The 20,601-nt window shown below is 49.1% G+C and carries 16 protein-coding genes; 14 read left to right on the top strand and 2 right to left on the bottom strand.

Annotated features, from left to right (window positions below; all coding sequences use genetic code 11):
• Positions 1-40 precede the first annotated feature (40 nt).
• Positions 41-1,435: a phospholipase D-like domain-containing protein gene (locus M3234_RS03750; protein WP_262303382.1), complete on the bottom strand. Its 1,395-nt coding sequence runs from the start codon at positions 1,433-1,435 to the stop codon at positions 41-43.
• A 186-nt stretch (positions 1,436-1,621) separates the two neighbouring features.
• Here M3234_RS03750 and M3234_RS03745 point away from each other — a divergent pair, with 186 nt between their 5' ends.
• The 10 genes from M3234_RS03745 (at position 1,622) to M3234_RS03700 (ending at position 15,730) form a co-directional block, all read left to right on the top strand.
• Positions 1,622-3,733: a (Fe-S)-binding protein gene (locus M3234_RS03745; RefSeq protein WP_262303381.1), complete on the top strand. Its 2,112-nt coding sequence runs from the start codon at positions 1,622-1,624 to the stop codon at positions 3,731-3,733.
• A gap of 267 nt (positions 3,734-4,000) precedes the next feature.
• The gene (locus M3234_RS03740) at positions 4,001-5,188 is read left to right on the top strand and encodes an acetyl-CoA C-acetyltransferase (RefSeq protein WP_262303380.1); all 1,188 of its coding nucleotides are present in this window, start codon (positions 4,001-4,003) and stop codon (positions 5,186-5,188) included.
• A gap of 252 nt (positions 5,189-5,440) precedes the next feature.
• Positions 5,441-6,292 (top strand): 3-hydroxybutyryl-CoA dehydrogenase, encoded by an 852-nt coding sequence (locus M3234_RS03735; RefSeq protein WP_066310155.1) that lies wholly within the window; start codon positions 5,441-5,443, stop codon positions 6,290-6,292.
• 100 nt (positions 6,293-6,392) lie between these two features.
• Positions 6,393-7,523 carry an acyl-CoA dehydrogenase gene (locus M3234_RS03730; RefSeq protein ID WP_262303573.1) on the top strand — a complete coding sequence of 377 codons (1,131 nt, stop codon included), beginning with the start codon at positions 6,393-6,395 and terminating at the stop codon, positions 7,521-7,523.
• Between the two features lie 165 nt (positions 7,524-7,688).
• Entirely contained in the window at positions 7,689-8,828 is a 1,140-nt protein-coding gene (locus M3234_RS03725; protein WP_262303379.1) for an acyl-CoA dehydrogenase, read from the top strand.
• Positions 8,829-8,844: 16 nt separating this feature from the next.
• Positions 8,845-9,477: a TetR/AcrR family transcriptional regulator gene (locus tag M3234_RS03720; RefSeq protein WP_262303378.1), complete on the top strand. Its 633-nt coding sequence runs from the start codon at positions 8,845-8,847 to the stop codon at positions 9,475-9,477.
• Positions 9,478-9,534: 57 nt separating this feature from the next.
• The gene (gene icmF / locus M3234_RS03715) at positions 9,535-12,795 is read left to right on the top strand and encodes a fused isobutyryl-CoA mutase/GTPase IcmF (RefSeq protein WP_262303377.1); all 3,261 of its coding nucleotides are present in this window, start codon (positions 9,535-9,537) and stop codon (positions 12,793-12,795) included.
• 159 nt (positions 12,796-12,954) lie between these two features.
• The gene (locus M3234_RS03710) at positions 12,955-13,128 is read left to right on the top strand and encodes a hypothetical protein (protein ID WP_262303376.1); all 174 of its coding nucleotides are present in this window, start codon (positions 12,955-12,957) and stop codon (positions 13,126-13,128) included.
• Positions 13,129-13,275: 147 nt separating this feature from the next.
• Positions 13,276-13,851, top strand: coding sequence for a DNA-directed RNA polymerase subunit delta (rpoE, locus tag M3234_RS03705; protein ID WP_262303375.1), 576 nt, complete (start codon positions 13,276-13,278; stop codon positions 13,849-13,851).
• A gap of 283 nt (positions 13,852-14,134) precedes the next feature.
• Positions 14,135-15,730 (top strand): CTP synthase, encoded by a 1,596-nt coding sequence (locus tag M3234_RS03700; RefSeq protein ID WP_262303374.1) that lies wholly within the window; start codon positions 14,135-14,137, stop codon positions 15,728-15,730.
• Positions 15,731-15,840: 110 nt separating this feature from the next.
• On the opposite strand, the gene M3234_RS03695 is transcribed toward M3234_RS03700, so the two are convergent.
• Positions 15,841-16,371 carry a DUF2529 domain-containing protein gene (locus M3234_RS03695; protein ID WP_262303572.1) on the bottom strand — a complete coding sequence of 177 codons (531 nt, stop codon included), beginning with the start codon at positions 16,369-16,371 and terminating at the stop codon, positions 15,841-15,843.
• Positions 16,372-16,584: 213 nt separating this feature from the next.
• Between M3234_RS03695 and M3234_RS03690 the strand changes: the two genes are divergently transcribed.
• The 4 genes from M3234_RS03690 (at position 16,585) to M3234_RS03675 (ending at position 20,517) form a co-directional block, all read left to right on the top strand.
• Positions 16,585-16,962 carry a response regulator gene (locus M3234_RS03690; protein ID WP_066310127.1) on the top strand — a complete coding sequence of 126 codons (378 nt, stop codon included), beginning with the start codon at positions 16,585-16,587 and terminating at the stop codon, positions 16,960-16,962.
• A gap of 314 nt (positions 16,963-17,276) precedes the next feature.
• Complete coding sequence (locus M3234_RS03685) at positions 17,277-18,134, top strand: class II fructose-bisphosphate aldolase (protein ID WP_262303373.1); 858 nt, start codon at positions 17,277-17,279, stop codon at positions 18,132-18,134.
• Positions 18,135-18,324: 190 nt separating this feature from the next.
• A complete protein-coding gene (gene fsa / locus M3234_RS03680; RefSeq protein ID WP_262303372.1) occupies positions 18,325-18,975 on the top strand; it encodes a fructose-6-phosphate aldolase in 651 nt (216 codons plus the stop codon).
• Between the two features lie 255 nt (positions 18,976-19,230).
• Positions 19,231-20,517 carry a UDP-N-acetylglucosamine 1-carboxyvinyltransferase gene (locus tag M3234_RS03675; protein WP_262303371.1) on the top strand — a complete coding sequence of 429 codons (1,287 nt, stop codon included), beginning with the start codon at positions 19,231-19,233 and terminating at the stop codon, positions 20,515-20,517.
• Positions 20,518-20,601: the final 84 nt, after the last annotated feature.

The following is a 20,601-nucleotide window of genomic DNA, read 5'->3' as shown; positions in this document are numbered from 1 at the left end:
TTGTCTTTCTTTGGTGCCTGACACCAACCTTTAAATTTTTTTATAAAAAATAGGAAATAGTTCGGGCTACAGCCTCTTTGACGGATCTGTTCAAGCTGGGCGCATCCAGGGCCGCCAGTGTCAGCGGTTTGGAGTCGTGAATGTCCTTGGTCAGGATCTCCTTCAGGCTGGCGATGAATTCTGGGTCATAGACATAGCAGTTGATTTCTTTGTTCAGGTAAAGGCTCCGTTTATCAAAGTTGGCGGTGCCAATGTCACAGAGCTTGTCGTCAATCACGATGGTTTTGGCATGATAAAATCCCTTTTGGTATTGATAAACCAATCCGCCTTCGCGAATCAACGGGCGCAGATAACGGAAGGAAGCTTCCTTGACGAGCGGATGGTCGGCTACAGTCGGTACAATCACAGTCACACAGATCCCCCGCTGTACGGCTTTAAGCAATTCCTCCAAGATTCTGGTGCTGGGAATAAAATAAGGTGTGCCAATCGTAATCGTGTTTTCCGCCAGTTGAATCAGATTAAGAAACAAGCCTTCAAGCTGATGAGCCTCTGTAGGAATGAATTGATGACGGACCGCTTCATGTGAAAGCTTTGGTAAGCCCGGGGAGGCAGAAGATGGGGCTGTTTCGATCCCCGTATTTAATTCTCCGCCAAATTCGACTGACTCGGTTCCTGTAATAAGCTCTCCGCCAAATTCGACCGACTCGGTTCCCGCATTCAACTCGGCTCCCAATTCGACATTGGCTGCTCCTTTCAGTGGAAACTCCCGGTTTGGTACATTGGCTTTTTTAAGAAATAAATTGGCCTCTAACCCTCGCTTATTGTTTCGCTTCCAATCAAGCAGAAACTCACTCTGCAAATAATTTACACTCTCGCCTGTTATTTTTAGATGATAATCCCGCCATGGGCTAAGCTTTGGGTCGCCATCGACATACTCTTTGCCGATATTGAACCCGCCTAGATAGGCAATTTTACCGTCAATAATCGAGATTTTTCGGTGATTCCGTACCTGTGACGTATAAAACAGAAATGGAAAGCGAATCGGATCGCTGAGCCCAACCGCTACCCCGGCTTCCCGCAGCATTTTGACCCGCGAATTCTTCATCTTCCAGCTGCCAAGCCGGTCAAGCAGCAGCCTGACCTCGATCCCTTCACGTGCTTTGTCCATTAAAATAGATAGAAATTCCTGACCGAACTCATCATCTTTTACGATATAAAACAACACATAGATACGGTGTTTCGCAGCCCGCAGCTCGTTGAAATAATCAGCAAACAGCTCCTTTCCATGCGTAAAAATATCAAAATCGCCATGATGGATAGGTGATTCCGTCTTAACAACAGAGGAAAGATGCTTCTTTCGGCCCAATCTAAAATCTAAAACAAGCCATATAATCGTAAATAATAAAAGCCCGCCCAATCCAGTCAACAATTTCATCCAGAAAACCTTCCTCCAATCAGTGGTTTTTAGTTTTACCAACGACAATGATTTCTATAAGTTTGTAAAAATTAATTGACTGAATGCTCATTCATAATATAATAGAGGTAAGATGTTCAGAAAATTTTATATTTTCTACTACTTAAAACAACGACAGGGGAGAAATCAAAGAAAGGGGCGTTTTACATGAATGGACTACTATGGCTTAACCTCATTGCATTTTTGGCTGTAACCGCTTACGCAGTCAGCCTGTTTGTGTATGTAGTCAAAACGCGGATCCAGTATATCAAGCTTGGAAAAAAAGTCGAGTTTGATAACAACGTCAAGGCACGTTTGGAAAAAATTTGGGTCAACGTCTTTGGCCAAAAGAAGCTGTTAAAGGATAAGAAGAGCGGCGCGATTCACGTCATGTTCTTCTACGGCTTCATCCTCGTCCAATTCGGGGCGATTGATTTTATTTGGAAAGGGATTGCGCCAGGTTCCCACTTGCCGCTTGGCCCGTTGTATTCCGGGTTTACTTTTTTCCAGGAGATTGTCACACTGGTAATTTTGGTAGCGGTTGTTTGGGCTTTCTACCGCCGCTATATTGAAAAATTGGTCCGGCTAAAGCGCGGCTTTAAATCAGGCCTTGTGCTCATCTTTATCGGCGGCTTGATGCTATCCGTCCTAATAGGAAACGGAATGGGCATCATCTGGCACGGCGAAGATCCGACTTGGACCGAACCGGTAGCCTCACTGATTGCGATGGCGCTCGCTGGAATTGGCGAAACGGCCTCCATCGTCATTTTCTACATCGCTTGGTGGATTCACTTAATTTTCCTGTTATCCTTCCTGGTTTACATACCGCAAGGAAAACATATGCACTTAATTGCCGGACCGGTGAATGTCTACTTTAACCGGTTGGAAAAACCGGGCAAGCTGAAGAAAATTGATTTCGAAGACGAATCGCAAGAAACCTTCGGGGTTGGAAAAATTGAAGACTTCACCCAGCTGCAAATGATTGACTTTTATGCCTGCGTCGAATGCGGCCGCTGTACCAACATGTGTCCGGCCACCGGCACCGGCAAAATCCTGTCGCCGATGGATTTAATCTTAAAAATGCGCGATCATCTCACCAACTATGGGGCTGCGGTGACGCAAAAGCAGCCATGGGTGCCGACCTTCGCGTTTGCGAATACCCAAGGAAATCAACTTGCGCTTGCGGCAGCTGGTCAAGGTGCGCAAGAGTCTGCTGCAGCAGTCGCTTACAACCCAAGCCTAATTGGCGATGTGATTACCGAAGAGGAAATCTGGGCTTGTACAACGTGCCGGAACTGTGAAGACCAATGTCCAGTCATGAACGAGCATGTTGATAAAATCATCGACCTGCGCCGTTATTTAGTTTTAACAGAAGGAAAAATGGATGCTGACGCCCAGCGCGCCATCACCAACATTGAACGTCAGGGCAACCCGTGGGGCTTGAACCGTAAAGAGCGCGAAACATGGCGCGAAGCCCGCGAGGATGTGGAAGTGAAAACGGTAAAAGAAATGAACAAGGCTGGCGAAGAGTTCGAATACCTCTTCTGGGTTGGCTCGATGGGCTCTTATGACAACCGCAGTCAGAAGATTGCCTTATCATTTGCGAAATTGTTGAACGAAGCTGGCGTAAAGTTCGCCATCCTTGGCAACAAAGAAAAGAACTCCGGCGATACCGTGCGCCGTCTCGGCAACGAGTTCCTGTTCCAGGAGCTTGCCGCGAATAACGTCGCGGAAATTGAAAAAGCAGGCGCGAAGAAAATCGTCACAATTGACCCGCACGCCTACAATATTTTTAAAAATGAATACCCTGATTTCGGCTTGGAGGCTGAAGTATACCACCATACCGAAGTGCTGTTCGAGCTTGTCCGCGACGGCCGTTTGAAGCCGAAGCATGCCGTGAATGAGACGATCACGTTCCATGATTCCTGTTATTTAGGACGTTACAACGACGTGTACGATCCGCCGCGTGAAATCTTGAAGGCCATCCCTGGCGTCAAGCTGCTGGAAATGGAGCGCAACCGCGAAAAGGGCATGTGCTGTGGCGCCGGCGGCGGTTTGATGTGGATGGAGGAAGAAACCGGACACCGCATTAACGTAGCTCGGACCGAGCAGGCACTGTCCGTCAATCCATCGGTGATCAGCTCCGGCTGCCCGTACTGCCTGACAATGCTGTCTGACGGCACGAAAGCGAAAGAGGTTGAAGACAAGGTCGCCACTTACGATGTGGCCGAGCTTCTTGAAAAGGCAGTCTGCGGCGAGCCGGCGGCGGTAGCTTCTTAATTTTTAAATGTGATAGCAGAGGTTGATGAAATGCACAATTTTAAAAATATTTGTGTAAAATAATTCAACTTCTGCTATTTTTTATGTAAAATAGAATAGATGGATAAAACGCTTACATTTGCTTGCTGGAATTCGCAGGGTTGTGACTCGGGCCTCTGCGGAAGTTTTTGTTGTTGTGTTGAGCGAGCGTTCAGTCAATGTGGGTTTTTGTGACTGAAAATTGGGAATTATCATGGGGATAAAACCAAGGGGAAAGGAATGTTACGGATGGGGAGAACGGTTATTTTAAGCGGGGTCCGCACGCCATTTGGCAAGTTTGGCGGCGGGCTAAGCAGCTTCACTGCCTCACAGCTGGGTGGCATCGCAATTAAAGAGGCGCTGGGACGCGCGGGTGTAAAGCCGGAGGACGTGCAGGAAGTCATTTTTGGGTCGGTTTTGCAAGGCGGACAGGGGCAGATCCCGTCACGACAGGCGGCGCGTCATGCCGGCTTGCCGTGGGAGGTCAAAACGGAAACCATCAACAAGGTATGTGCTTCCGGCCTGCGCAGTGTGACGCTGGCGGACCAGATCATCCGGGCGGGCGATGAAGAATTGATTGTGGCCGGCGGAATGGAGTCCATGTCGAACGCGCCTTATATTCTGCCAAAAGCAAGATGGGGGCTGCGGATGGGCGATGCTTCGGTTCAGGATTTGATGATCCATGACGGCTTGAGCTGCAGCTTTACCGGCGTGCACATGGGTACGTATGGAAATTCAACGGCCGAGGAAATGGGGCTTAGCCGTGAAGCACAGGATGAGTGGTCGTTGAGAAGCCATAAGCGTGCCATTGAGGCAATGGAAAGCGGCAAGTTTGCCGAGGAGATTGTTGCGGTTGAGGTGCCGCAGCGCAAGGGTGAGCCGGTTGTTGTCCGGCATGATGAAGCTCCTCGTAAAGACACTTCTTTGGAAAAATTGGCGAAACTCGGCCCGGCGTTTGGTGGCGGCGGAACGATTACTGCGGGCAATGCACCTGGGGTCAACGATGGCGCCGGCGCGCTAGTTTTAATGAGCGAAGAACGGGCTGAGCGCGAAGGCCGCCGGGTGGAAGCCGTTATTATCGGTCAGGCTGCGATTGCCGTGGAAGCCAAGGACTTCCCACGGACACCGGGACTTGTGATAAATGAAATTTTGCGAAAAACTGGACGGAGTTTAGCCGAGATTGACTTGTTTGAAATCAACGAGGCGTTTGCCGCTGTAGCCTTGGCAAGCGGGCAGATCGCCGGTTTGGATCCGGAAAAAGTAAATGTCAACGGCGGTGCGGTCGCCCTCGGCCACCCGATTGGCGCCAGCGGAGCGCGGATTATCATCACCTTGATGCACGAATTGAAGCGCCGCGGCGGCGGCATCGGGGTGGCAGCGATTTGCTCAGGCGGCGGCCAGGGCGACGCGATCATGATTGAGGTACCGAAGGGGTAAGTAGGGTTTGCTGTCTTATGGGGCGGGTTAACTGTCGCATGGGAGGGGGTTACTGTCGCATAGCGGCGTCCAACTGTTGCATAGGAGGGGGTTACTGTCGCATAGCGGCGTCCAACTGTTGCATAGGAGGGGGTTACTGTCGTATGACGGCGTCCAACTGTCGTATAAAGCGGTGTAACTGTCGTATAGGACAGCCCAATTGTCGGATGAGTAATTTTTTAAAAATAAATGCTTTAAAACGGAGGGGAAATCATGAAGGTTGAGAAGGTAATGGTAATCGGTGCGGGGCAAATGGGCTCGGGGATAGCTCAGGTGTGCGCCCAGGCGGGGTATACCGTGGTGTTAAATGATTTAAAACCGGAATATGTTGAGCGCGGCCTTGGGGTGATTAACAAAAACCTTGCGCGCAACGTCGATAAAGGACGGATGACGGAGGAACAGAAGCAGGAAGTGTTAGGACGTTTGACCCCTTCAACCGATTTGCAAGACGCAGCCGGGGTTGACCTCGTCATCGAAGCGGCGGTTGAAAATATGGAAATCAAAACGAAAATATTTGGCCAGCTTGACGAAATTGCCCCACCACACGCGATACTAGCGAGCAACACATCATCGCTGCCAATCACGGAAATTGCTGCGGCCACAAAGCGTCCGGAAAAGGTGATCGGCATGCACTTCATGAATCCGGTGCCGGTGATGAAGCTGGTGGAAATCATTCGTGGATTGGCGACGGCTGACGAGGTTTACCAAGTGATTGAGGATATGACCAAAACGTTAAGCAAGGTACCAGTCGAGGTCAACGATTTCCCAGGCTTCGTTTCCAACCGCGTGCTAATGCCAATGATCAATGAAGCTATCTATACGTTGTATGAAGGTGTGGCGACGAAGGAAGCGATTGACGAAGTCATGAAACTTGGCATGAACCATCCAATGGGGCCGCTGACGCTGGCTGATTTTATTGGCTTGGATACTTGCCTTTACATCATGGAAACGTTGCATGAAGGGTTTGGCGATGACAAGTACCGCCCATGCCCACTGCTGCGTAAATATGTAAAAGCTGGCTGGCTCGGGAAGAAAACCGGCAGAGGGTTCTACGTTTACGAATAGGATTTTGCAGGGTTGAACAAGTAAAGGTCGCAGTCTGAATCCGGAAGGGGTTTTTGAAATGAGTACGGCCGCTATACAATCTCCAAAAGGGGAGTTCACCATGAATCTACACTTCACAGAAGAGCAAGAAATGATGCGGAAAATGGTGCGTGATTTTGCCGCTAGCGAAATTGCCCCATTTATTGAAAAAATGGAAAGCGGCGAGTTCCCGCGCGAAATTCTCCGAAAAATGGGGGAGCTCGGGCTGATGGGCATTCCGGTGCCGGAGGAATATGGCGGCGCCGAGATGGATTTCACCTCCTACATCATCGCGATCAACGAGCTGTCTAGGGTCAGCGCGACGATTGGCGTGATTTTGTCGGTGCATACCTCAGTCGGCACGAATCCGATTCTTTATTTTGGCACAGAGGAGCAAAAGCAGAAATATGTGCCGAAGCTGGCCTCCGGCGAATACCTTGGGGCGTTTTGCCTCACTGAGCCGAGCGCCGGGTCCGATGCCGCCAGTTTGAAATCGCGGGCGGTTCGCGACGGCAAACATTATGTCATCAACGGCTCAAAGGTGTTCATCACCAACGGCGGCGAGGCGGACGTTTACATCGTGTTTGCCAAAACGAACCCAGAGCTGGGCAGCAAAGGGGTATCAGCGTTTATTGTTGAAAAAAATACCCCAGGTCTCGTGGTTGGCAAGGACGAGAAGAAGATGGGACTGCACGGCTCGAGAACAGTGCAGCTTACGTTTGAGGATATGCGCGTTCCGGCGGAGAACCTGCTTGGGGCTGAGGGCGAAGGCTTCAAGATTGCCATGGCCAACCTTGATGTCGGCCGCATCGGGATTGCCGCCCAGGCTCTCGGGATTGCCGAGGCCGCGCTGTCGGCGGCAACCGAATATGCCAACCAGCGTTACCAGTTCGGCAAGCCGATTGCCGCCCAGCAGGGGATCGGATTTAAACTGGCAGACATGGCCACGAGCGTCGAAGCTGCGAAACTATTAGTCTATCGCGCCGCCGACCTGCGCCAGCGCGGGGAGAAATGCGGCATGGAGGCATCGATGGCGAAGCTGTTTGCAACCCGGACGGCGGTGGAGGTTGCCACTGAAGCCATTCAGGTGTTCGGCGGCTACGGCTACACCGAGGATTACCCGGTTGAGCGCTATTTTCGTGATGCCAAGGTGACGGAAATTTATGAGGGCACGAGCGAGATTCAGCGGATTGTGATCAGCAAGCACCTTTAACATCTGGATTTCCTTTTATTTACCAAAAAATGTCGTGAGATGCTTGAAATTTGTAGTGACCGAGCTAAATTTTGTCGTGAAACGTTCCAGTTTTGTAGTGAACTTACTAAAAATTGTCGTGAGAATGATGAATGCAACAAATTTTCCAATAGGAGGACACCGAAAATGTACTTTAAACTATCCGAAGAACATGAAATGATCCGCAAAATGGTCAGAGACTTTGCATTAAACGAGATTGCCCCGACTGCAGCGGAGCGCGATGAGGAAGAGCGATTCGACCGGGAGATTTTTGACAAAATGGCGGAACTGGGGCTGACCGGAATTCCGTGGCCAGAGGAGTACGGCGGCATCGGCAGCGACTATCTTGCCTATTGCATCGCCGTTGAGGAGCTTTCCCGCATCGACTCATCCATCGGGGTTACCCTGTCTGCCCATACGTCACTCGCCGGCTGGCCGGTTTACAAGTTCGGTAACGAAGAGCAGAAGCAAAAGTACCTTCGTCCGATGGCGGAAGGCTCGAAAATGGGGGCTTATGGCTTAACTGAACCAGGCAGCGGTTCGGATGCGGGCGGAATGAGGACAACAGCCCGTCTTGAAGGCGACCACTATGTCCTGAACGGTTCAAAAATTTTCATCACCAACGGCGGCGAGGCCGACATTTATGTCGTATTTGCCTTAACCGACCCGTCCAGCAAGCAGCGCGGCACAACGGCATTCATCGTGGAAAAAGACTTCCCGGGCTTCTCTGTCGGCAAAAAAGAAAAGAAACTCGGCATTCGTTCGTCACCTACAACCGAAATTATTTTTGAAGATTGCAAGGTTCCGGTTGAAAACCGCCTTGGTGAAGAGGGTGAAGGCTTCAAAATTGCGATGATGACACTTGATGGCGGCCGAAACGGAATTGCTGCCCAGGCAGTCGGGATTGCACAAGGAGCGCTTGACCTTGCTGTCGACTATGCGAAGGAACGCCACCAATTTGGCAAACCGATTGCCGCGAACCAGGGCATCAGCTTTAAGCTTGCCGACATGGCCACCAGTATCGAAGCTTCGAGACTATTAACCTACCAAGCTGCGTGGCTTGAGTCAAACGGCCTGCCGTACGGAAAAGAGTCGGCGATGTCGAAACTGTTTGCTGGGGACACGGCGATGAAGGTGACTACGGAAGCGGTCCAGGTGTTTGGCGGCTACGGCTATACAAAGGATTACCCGATTGAGCGGTTTATGCGCGACGCCAAAATCACACAAATCTACGAGGGCACACAGGAAATCCAGCGCCTCGTTATTTCAAGAATGTTAACCAAGTAAGGCGGTTGATAAGGGGATGACAAAGCGGGAGGTTCAGGCCTCGGTCAAGGACGAACGCCTGGTGCAAAAGCGGCGTGACCAAATGATCAAAGGGGCGGTTGCACTTTTTAAAGAAAAGGGGTTTCACCGGACGACAACCCGGGAGATTGCGAGAGCGGCCGGGTTCAGCATCGGGACGTTATATGAATACATTCGCACGAAGGAAGACGTCTTATATCTGGTCTGCGACAGCATATATGATCATGTTAAGGAGCGGCTGGAGGAGGACCTGCATGGTAAAGAGGGGACACTGGAAAGCTTGAAGCTCGGCATCGCTAACTTTTTTCATGTCATGGACGAAATGCAGGCGGAAGTGCTGGTCATGTACCAGGAGGTCAAGTCATTGTCCAAAGACGCGCTTCCATATGTGTTGAAAAAGGAAATGGAAATGGTAGCGATGTTTGAGAACCTGCTCAATAAATGCATCGAAAACGGCGAGCTTGCGCTGTCGGAAAAACAGGTCAAAATCATCGCTCACGATATTTTTGTCCAGGGCCAAATGTGGGGCTTCCGCCGCTGGGCGCTCCGCAAGCTGTTCACGCTGGACGAATACATCGAGTTGCAAACGGAATTTATTTTTAAGGGACTTGGAATCAAAGGGGCGAAATAGTCGCTTTTAAAAAATGGGGATCTTCACGGTTTTTAAAAAACAAAGGGGGCCATATGGATGAGCACAACGGGAAAATACAAGCCGAAGCATCATATTCGCTTTGTGACGGCGTCGAGTTTGTTTGACGGTCACGATGCTTCGATTAATATCATGCGGCGCATCCTTCAAGCGAGCGGAGCCGAGGTCATTCACCTCGGGCACAACCGCTCGGTTGAGGAGGTCGTCAACGCCGCGATTCAAGAGGACGTTCAGGGGATCGCGATTTCCTCTTACCAGGGCGGACACGTGGAATACTTTAAATACATGCATGACTTGCTAAAAGAAAAAGGCGCACCGCATATCCGGATCTACGGCGGTGGCGGCGGTGTCATTATCCCACGCGAAATCAATGAGCTTCACGAGTACGGTATCGCTCGGATTTTCTCACCGGAAGACGGCCGCATCTTGGGCCTGCAGGGCATGATTGACCAGATGATTGAGGAGTGCGATTTTTCAACAGTTGCCACCGAAACCATCGCTGACCACATTGAAAAATTGCCGGCGGGCGACACGAATGCGGTTGCCAAGCTGATCACAGTGGCGGAAAATCATGTTGACCTGACAAACGAAGCAGCCGCAACAGCTGAGCAAGTCCTGGAAAAAGTCAAAACACTCGAACAGCAAATTCCAGTCATCGGGATTACCGGAACGGGCGGGGCGGGAAAAAGCTCCCTCACGGACGAACTGATTCGCCGCTTTATCAACGAATTCCCGAACAAGAAAGTCGCCATCCTGTCGGTCGACCCGACGAAACAAAAAACCGGTGGCGCGCTTTTGGGTGACCGCATCCGCATGAATGCCATTTTTTCACCGAATGTGTATATGCGCAGCCTCGCCACACGGGCGTCGAAATCTGAACTGTCGCTAGCCATTAAAGACGCAGTCGCGGTTACGAAAGCCGCCGGCTTTGAACTTGTCATTGTCGAAACCTCTGGAATCGGCCAGGGTGACGCTGGAATTACCGATATTTGCGATGTCTCCCTTTATGTCATGACGAGCGAGTTCGGGGCGCCGTCTCAGCTTGAAAAAATCGATATGATCGATTTTGCCGACCTGATTGTCATCAACAAATTTGAACGTAAGGGCTCGGAGGATGCCCAGCGCCAGGTGCAGAAACAGTACCAGCGCAGCCATATGCTGTTTGAAAAAGATCCGTCCGAGATGCCGGTCTATGGCACGATTGCCAGCCAGTTCCATGACCCTGGCACAAACGCGTTGTTTGCTGCGCTTGTCGAAAAAATCAACGAAAAAGCAGGGACTGATTGGGTAACTTCCTACAGCAAAGAGGCCAAAGTCGAAAAACAAAACGTCATTATCCCGACTGACCGCCGCTATTACTTAAGGGAAATCACCGAAACGGTGCGCAATTATCATAAAAAGGCCGAAGAGCAGGCGAACATCGCCCGGAAACTGTTCCAGCTCGAAGGAGCAATCGATGCGGTCAAGGACCAGCCAGAAGTGGTCAAAGCTCTCCAAGCGGTCAAGCAAGAAACGGAGGAGAAGCTGACGCCGGAGTCCAAGCGCATTCTCGACAACTGGGAAAAAACAAGAGAAGCGTACTCAGGCGACCAATTCATTACCAGAATCCGCGACAAGGAAATCATCACGATTTTAAAAACAACCAGCCTATCCGGCTTGAAGATTCCAAAAGTGGTTCTGCCGAAATACAAGGACTACGGCGAAATCCTAAGATGGGTGTACCGCGAAAACGTGCCGGGCTCGTTCCCGTACACAGCCGGGGTATTCCCGTTCAAGCGCGAAGGCGAGGACCCGAAACGGCAGTTTGCCGGCGAAGGGACGCCAGAACGGACGAACCGCCGCTTCCATTACCTGTCGAAGGATGATCCGGCGAAGCGCCTCAGCACTGCATTTGACTCGGTTACTTTGTACGGCGAGGACCCAGATTACCGGCCGGATATTTATGGAAAAGTCGGCGAGAGCGGCGTCAGCGTTTGTACCCTTGACGACATGAAAAAGCTGTATGACGGCTTCGACCTCTGCCATCCGTCGACTTCGGTTTCAATGACCATCAATGGGCCGGCGCCGATCATTCTGGCGATGTTCATGAACACGGCGATTGACCAGCAGGTGAAACGGAAAGAGGAAGAACTCGGCCGTACCCTGACAGTCGAAGAATTCACAGAAGTCAGAGCCTATACATTAAAAACCGTCCGCGGTACAGTGCAGGCTGATATTTTAAAAGAAGACCAAGGCCAAAACACGTGCATTTTTTCAACAGAATTTGCCCTTAGGATGATGGGTGATATTCAGCAATATTTCATTGACCATCAAGTGCGCAATTATTACTCGGTGTCGATTTCCGGCTATCATATCGCTGAAGCGGGCGCGAACCCGATTTCACAGCTGGCGTTTACGCTGTCGAACGGATTTACCTATGTCGAGTATTACTTGAGCCGCGGCATGCATATTGATGACTTTGCGCCAAACCTGTCGTTCTTCTTCTCGAACGGACTCGATCCGGAATATACCGTGATTGGCCGCGTTGCCCGCCGGATTTGGGCAACGGTGATGCGCGATAAGTACGGTGCCAACGAACGCAGCCAAAAGCTGAAGTACCATGTCCAGACCTCCGGACGTTCGCTGCATGCTCAGGAGATTGATTTTAACGACATCCGCACGACGCTTCAGGCGTTGATGGCCCTGCATGATAACTGTAACTCCCTGCATACGAACGCCTATGACGAGGCGATCACGACCCCGACAGAAGAGTCGGTGCGCCGGGCGATGGCCATTCAGATGATTATTACAAAAGAGCATGGCTTGACGAAAAATGAAAATCCGCTTCAGGGTTCGTTTATCGTCGAGGAGCTGACCGACCTTGTGGAGGAAGCGGTCCTCCAGGAATTTGACCGTCTCAACGACCGCGGCGGCGTGCTAGGTGCGATGGAAACCCAGTATCAGCGCGGCAAAATTCAGGATGAGTCGATGTATTATGAAATGAAAAAGCATACGGGCGAGCTTCCAATCATCGGCGTTAACACGTATTTGAATCCGAATCCACCGTCCCTAGAGGAGATCGACAACATGGAATTGGCGCGAGCCACAACGGAGGAAAAGGAACTGCAGATTCACAATTTGCGCGAATTCCAGGAAGCGTACAAGAATGAATCCGCGGCTGCTTTGAAGCGTTTGAAGGAAACGGCCGTCAGCGGAGGCAACATTTTTGCCGAATTGATGGAAACCGTCAAAGTCGCCAGCCTCGGGCAGATCACCAGGGCCTTATACGAAGTCGGCGGTCAGTACCGCAGAAATATGTAACAGAACGGCGATAGTACCTAATTAGTGCTGGAATTTTTAAAGGATACCGGGCTTTAATGCCCGGTCCTTTTGTATTAAAAAATATTTTCCAATATTAAGCTATATCCTTTATAATCAGGATAGTATTTACCAAGATGACGGTTGGGCAGGTGTCAACGTGTGAAGGCAAGTCGGATTATCATTATTTTACTCATTACAGCCTGGCCATTATATTATCTTTACGAGCGGCAATTGGGGGCCGTTTCCTTTCTGCTGCTAGCCATTTTCTTCTTGATGATCGCCATTAAGGAGGTTAAACTCAGCAAGGAACAGGAAGAAAAGCCGCCTAAGTAAAAAATCAAGCAAAACGGCAGTTGGAACTAGCATAAACCGGAAGAATTTGTTTATAATGAAGAATATGTTTAAATTTGGGGACAAATCCATACATTGCCCGTTCATCACTCAGAATAGAGTGTTAAATAGAGAAAGGAAGTGCCAAAATTGAGTTTAGCACAATACTCAAAAGAGGAGTTACAACAGTTATCCCTCATCGAAATGGCTTACGAATACATGAAAAATAGCAAGCAGCCGATTTCCTTCAGTGAATTGGTCAGCGAAATTACGGCTGCTGCCGGTCTTTCTGAAAAAGAAATGCGCGCTCGTCTGGCTCAATTTTATACCGATTTAAATGTCGACGGACGTTTCCTTTCTTTGGGTGAAAACCGTTGGGGACTTCGCGTTTGGTATCCGGTTGATACCCAGGAAGAGGAAGTTGTGACCGCGGTCAAGCCGAAGAAGAAGAAGCTTAAGAAGGTTGTCGACGAGGATGAAATCGAAGACTTTGATGAGATTGAAGAAGAGGAATTCGATGACATCGATGATTTCGACGATGAAGACGATCTGCTAGATGATGAAGAGGAAGTCTTTGATGAAATCGATGAAGTCGATGAGTTTGAGGACGAAGAAGTGTTGGAAGATGATGAGGAATTCGAACTCGACGAGGAGGAAGAGCTTGACGAAGAACTCGAAGTCGAGGAAGAGCTTGAACTGGAAGAAGACGAGGACGAAGACCTGTAATTGGGTACGTCCGCTAACCTTGGCCGCCTAAGAAGCTGGCCGTCAATCAAGTTGCGTGCTTGACTTTTTTATCCGCCCCTTGTATTATCTTTTTTGGGCTCCTTAAAAAAGGAACGAATGTAGTTAACCAATATGCGCTCCCTTACATTGCGTAAGCGGAGCGCTTTTTGTTTGTAAAAAAACTCTGTTTGATGGAGTTTTTTCGTATTTTGGGTGAAATTTTTTTAAAAAGTCCTTTAACAATCCAATTAATGCACAATCTATAGTTGAGGAGGAGTATTCAATGACAAAGTATATTTTCGTAACCGGCGGTGTCGTTTCATCACTTGGAAAGGGCATTACCGCCGCTTCCTTGGGACGATTATTGAAAAATCGCGGCTTGAGCGTCACAATCCAAAAATTCGATCCATACATTAACGTGGATCCAGGAACGATGAGCCCTTACCAGCATGGCGAGGTGTTCGTAACTGATGACGGCGCTGAAACAGATTTGGACTTGGGCCATTATGAACGTTTTATTGATATTAATCTGAATAAGTACAGCAACGTGACTACCGGAAAAATCTACTCATCCGTTCTTCGCAAAGAGCGCCGCGGTGATTACCTGGGTGCGACGGTTCAGGTCATCCCCCACATTACCAACGAAATTAAAGACCGCGTCTTCCGCGCCGGCAATGAAACGAATGCCGATGTGGTCATCACGGAAATCGGCGGGACAGTCGGCGATATCGAATCGCTGCCATTTTTAGAAGCCATCCGCCAGATTAGAAATGATGTTGGACGCGATAACGTGATGTACATTCATTGTACGCTGGTGCCTTACATTAAAGCGGCCGGTGAAATGAAAACAAAGCCGACCCAGCACAGCGTCAAAGAACTGCGCAGCCTCGGGATTCAGCCGAACATCATCGTCGTCCGCACAGAAATGCCGATGTCTCAGGATATGAAGGATAAAATTGCCCTGTTCTGTGATATTGATGAAAAAGCGGTCATTGAATGCCGTGATGCCGAGACGCTTTATTCGATTCCACTTGCGCTTCAGGAGCAGCATATGGACCAAATCGTCTGCGATCACTTGAAATTGGCGACAAATGACCCGGATATGACCGAGTGGAATGCCTTGGTTGAAAAGGTAACGAACCTTTCCGGCAAAGTGCGCATTGGGCTGGTCGGAAAATATGTGGAGCTGCAGGATGCCTATATTTCCGTTGTTGAGGCGCTGAAGCATGCGGGCTATGCGTTTGATGCCGATGTTGAAGTGAAATGGATCAATTCCGATTGCGTGACTCGAGAAAATGTCGCCGAGCTGCTTGATGATGTGGATGGAGTTCTAGTGCCTGGAGGCTTCGGCGACCGCGGCATTGAAGGGAAAATTGAAGCGACCCGCTACGCTCGTGAAACGAAAAAGCCATTCCTTGGCATTTGCCTTGGCATGCAGCTGGCAACGATTGAGTATGCCCGCAACGTATTGGGCTACGCTGATGCCCACTCCTCCGAGTTTGTACCGGATACAAAGCATCCGTTCATCGACTTGCTTCCCGAGCAGAAGGATGTCGAGGACCTTGGCGGCACACTAAGACTTGGCCTTTATCCTTGCCGAGTGGTCGAAGGCACGAAGGCTTTTGCCGCTTATGAAGAAAAAGTGATTTATGAGCGCCACCGCCACCGTTATGAGTTTAACAATCACTTCCGTCAAGAAATGGAAGAGGCTGGCTTTGTGTTCTCAGGGACAAGCCCTGACGGCCGTTTGGTCGAGATTATCGAGCTTAAGGACCACCCTTGGTTCGTCGCCTCCCAGTTCCACCCGGAATTCGTCTCACGTCCAACCCGTCCGCAACCGCTATTCCGCGAGTTTGTACGGGCATCGGTTCAGAAATAGTTTTTTTAGGACCAGTTCCATGCGTGGGACTGGTTTTTTTGCCCTCTATTGGCGGATATCAAGGTTCTATTGGCGAAAAAAAAACGGCCCGCTAAAAAGGCCGTTTCCACTTACAATTCATATTCCGCCAATATCTCATCGATGTTAAATTTCAAGCCGTAGTAGGCGTACAACGCCGCCATCGACGTTGGGTAGCCGAAGCGATTTCCCAGCTCATCCGGCAGCAGGCCTTTTGTCAGGCGCAAATCGATATGGACGTCAGCCAGCTCGTTCAAGCCACCGGCACTCTCATTCATCACCGTGGATACGGCGACAAAGGGGATTCCTCGTTCTTGAAGACGGGCCGCTAGGTTAACTACCTCTTCATCAGCGGCCGTCCGTGAAAGGAGCAGCACCCGGTCCGCTATGCTTAGCTCAGATAGTGCCTCTTCTGTTAAGATCTTTGCGCTTTTTAAGGGTTCGGCCCCGTGCAGGGCTTCGAATTCAACAGCTTTCATTTCGTTGGTGCCGAATAAGTAGATTGAGCCATCGCCGGCGGGAGCCTGGGCGAGCAGGCGGGCACCGTCTTCAAAGGAAAATTCCTCTTGGTCGGCAATTTTTTTAAAGACCCCGGTTAGCTGGGTCGTAAACATTTTTAACATGAAAATTCTCCTTTCGAGCCAAGTGCGGCCCCTGTACAACGAGTTTGCTGCTCTTATTATAGTATTTTTTAAACAAATGCCAAACTTCTTGCCATTTCCAAAAAAATACACGAGGGAAATGCAGGAGTTTTACTAGTGGTAGTAGAATCTATAATTGAACTATACATATTTTATACATATTTTGTGTCTATTACCTAGGGAAGAGGTGGATTTATGAAAGAGAAAGAGAAAATATTAATCGTGGATGACCAGTTTGGAATTCGAATCTTGCTAAATGAGGTTTTTCAAAAAGAGGGCTATAAGACATTCCAGGCGGCCAATGGCGTCCAGGCACTGGAGATCGTGAAAAATCACGCTCCGGACCTTGTTCTCTTGGACATGAAAATACCTGGAATGGATGGAATTGAGATTTTAAAACGGATGAAGGTCATCGACCCGGATATTCGTGTGATTATCATGACGGCTTATGGCGAGCTGGATATGATTCAGGAGGCCAAGGACCTTGGGGCGATTACGCATTTTGCCAAGCCGTTCGATATTGACGATATTCGCGCTGCGGTCCGCAAACACATTCCGCAGAAAACAAACTAATAATGGGAGATCACTAGCTTACTCTCTTGAAGATGAATGGATTATGAAAAAAAGCAACCTCATCGGGGCTGCTTTTTTTCAAACATAAAAATAGCGGCGCTTACATAGGAAATGGTGTCGCTTTCATTATGACACTTTTCAAAACTCCGCCGGATTAATGGCAATTCATGCGTCATTTTGATATGATACATATTGAAATTTAACTGGCCGGTATCTTTTTGGAAATGATACATATTCAGTAAATTGATGGGAAATCATGAATATGATGCACCTAAATCCAAAAGATATTGACCGAAATTTAAGGAGGAATATTCATGCCTTTAGTTTCCATGACAGAAATGCTGAAAAAAGCGAAAGCGGAAGGCTACGCTGTTGGGCAGTTTAACATCAATAACCTGGAATTCACCCAAGCGATTCTTCAGGCTGCACAAGCGGAAAAATCACCGGTTATTCTTGGTGTTTCCGAGGGCGCAGGCCGTTACATGTCGGGCTTCAAGACCATTGTAAAAATGGTTGAGGGCTTAATGGAAGATTTAAATATTACCGTTCCTGTGGCGATTCACCTCGACCACGGCTCCAGCTTTGAAAAGTGTAAAGAAGCGATTGACGCCGGTTTCACGTCCGTCATGATTGACGCTTCACACCATCCGTTTGAAGAAAATATTGAGATTACTTCCAAAGTGGTAGAATATGCTCATTCAAAAGGCGTTTCTGTCGAGGCGGAATTAGGAACAGTCGGCGGCCAGGAAGACGATGTAGTGGCTGACGGCGTAATCTATGCAGACCCGCAAGAATGTGTGGAACTGGTCAAACGTACCGGCATTGATACACTTGCTCCTGCATTAGGTTCCGTTCATGGCCCATACAAAGGTGAACCAAACCTTGGCTTCAAGGAAATGGAAGAAATCGGAAACCTTACTGGCGTTCCTTTAGTCCTTCACGGCGGTACTGGTATCCCGACTAAGGACATCCAAAGATCAATTTCTTTAGGAACCGCAAAAATTAACGTTAATACCGAGAACCAAATCGCTTCTGCGAAAGTCGTTCGTCAAGTATTGGCTGAAAAACCAAACGAATACGATCCACGCAAATACCTCGGCCCAGCTCGCGACGCCATCAAAGAAACCGTTACTGGCAAAATGCGCGAATTCGGTTCTTCAGGCAAAGCGTAAAAACAGGCTTTGGCTTGGTGTCAGGCACCAATAGCTGACTTTGCACCGTTGATAAGGTGAAAAACCACGAATGGTGTCGGACTTTTGGTATTTTCTTGTAATTGTGATAAAATTGAACCGCCCTACCATTGGGGCGGTTTCAGTGTGTTAAAAATAGAATGAAAATTGAGTCGAATCAGGAGGCAGAACAATGAAGTTTTTTATTGATACAGCGAATCTTGATGAAATCCGCGAAGCGCATGAGTTAGGTTTATTGGCCGGTGTTACGACCAATCCAACACTTGTTGCCAAAGAAAAAGGCGTCTCTTTCCATGACCGCTTGCGCGAGATCACGGCACTTGTCCCAGGATCAGTCAGCGCCGAAGTCATTGCCCTTGATGCGGAAGGCATGATCAAAGAAGGCCGCGAATTGGCTGCGATTGCCCCAAATATTACCGTAAAAGTGCCGATGACACCGGATGGCCTGAAGGCCGTTCATGCTTTTTCAAAAGAAGGCATTAAAACAAACGTAACGTTGATTTTCAACGCCAACCAAGCATTGCTTGCGGCGAGAGCAGGAGCAACTTATGTATCTCCATTCCTTGGCCGTCTTGATGATATTGGCCAAAATGGACTTGACCTGATTTCCACCATTGCAGAAATCTTTGACGTCCATAGCATTGAAACCGAAATCATTGCGGCGTCCATCCGCCATCCGCTCCATGTGACCGAAGCGGCATTACGCGGCGCCCACATTGCCACGATTCCGTACAAGGTGTTAATGGGCTTGTGCAATCATCCATTAACCGATAAAGGCATCGAGGCCTTCCTAAAGGACTGGAATTCCCGGAAAGAAGCGTAGGGCAAGGTAAGTTTTTCCATTTTTGAGGTAAATTTTTATAATTTGGATACATGAAAATAATAATTTCGTGTAAACTAGAAAATAGGACAAACTGTCGGAATTTGGCTATATCTTTTGGAAAAATATTCCTATTACGATATTCTGGTTATAATAATAAAACTTGCCGTGTGCCGGGCGGATTTTTTTTAAAAAATTCGCCAACGACCTATCGATTAAACCGATCCTGTTTTCATAGGGCGTAGAAGGGAGTCGAAAATGGAAAAACTTAAAATTGCCGGCGGCTATCCGTTAAAGGGAACCGTTCGAATCAGCGGCGCGAAAAATAGCGCAGTGGCGCTGATTCCCGCCACTATTTTAGCTGAATCACCTGTAACGATTGAAGGATTGCCAAATATCTCAGATGTGGAAATTTTGAAGGACTTGCTGGAGGAAATCGGCGGCAAAGTCACGATTACTGACGATGAAATGACCGTCGACCCGTCCACCATGATTTCAATGCCGCTGCCAAACGGCAAGGTCAAAAAGCTGCGCGCTTCCTATTATTTAATGGGCGCGATGCTTGGCCGCTTCAAAAAAGCGGTCATCGGCCTGCCCGGTGGCTGCCACTTGGGCCCGCGGCCAATTGACCAGCACATCAAAGGCTTTGAGGCACTTGGTGCGCAAATTACCAACGAGCAAGGCGCGATTTACCTGCGAGCGGACGAGCTTCGCGGCGCGCGGATTTACCTTGACGTCGTCAGTGTCGGCGCAACGATTAATATCATGCTGGCTGCTGTTCGCGCCAAAGGCCGGACGATTATCGAAAATGCCGCCAAGGAACCGGAAATTATTGATGTGGCCACGCTGTTAACGAATATGGGGGCCAAAATCAAGGGTGCCGGAACCGATGTCATCCGGATCGATGGTGTCGATAGCCTGCATGGCTGCCGCCACACGATTATCCCTGACCGGATTGAAGCGGGAACATATTTGATTCTCGGGGCTGCCATGGGTGAAGGCGTACTGATTGATAACGTCATTCCGCAGCACTTGGAATCGTTGATTGCCAAGCTGCGTGAAATGGGCGTCACCGTGGAAACTGGCGATGACCAAGTGTTTGTCAGCGGTACGGACAAACTGAAAACAGTCGATATCAAAACGCTTGTGTATCCGGGATTTCCAACCGACCTGCAGCAGCCGTTTACGTCGCTGTTAACGAGGGCGACTGGATCGAGTGTGGTTACCGATACGATATATGGTGCCCGGTTTAAGCATATTGATGAGCTTCGCCGCATGAATGCCAACATTAAGGTGGAAGGGCGTTCCGCGATCATCAACGGGCCTGTACAGCTTCAGGGCGCCAAAGTGAAGGCCAGCGACCTAAGGGCCGGCGCGGCACTTGTGATTGCCGGGCTGATGGCTGAAGGGATTACCGAGGTAACCGGCCTTGAACATATTGACCGCGGTTACAGCAATCTTGTTGAGAAATTGAACGGCCTGGGCGCTACGGTTTGGCGTGAAGCGTTGACGAAAGAAGAAGTCGAACAAATGAAAAATACGTAACAATATATATGCTATACTAATCCCCTAATTCTGTTATATTATTATTGGTGACATAGTGAAGCAAAAGTTAAGTAGAAAAAATGG

It is taken from the genome of Neobacillus niacini, assembly GCF_023715785.1.
In the GTDB taxonomy this organism is placed as follows: Bacteria; Bacillota; Bacilli; order Bacillales; family Cytobacillaceae; genus Neobacillus; species Neobacillus niacini_E.
Note: the sequence above shows the minus strand (reverse complement) of the source record. Positions and strands in the feature narration are given on the sequence as shown.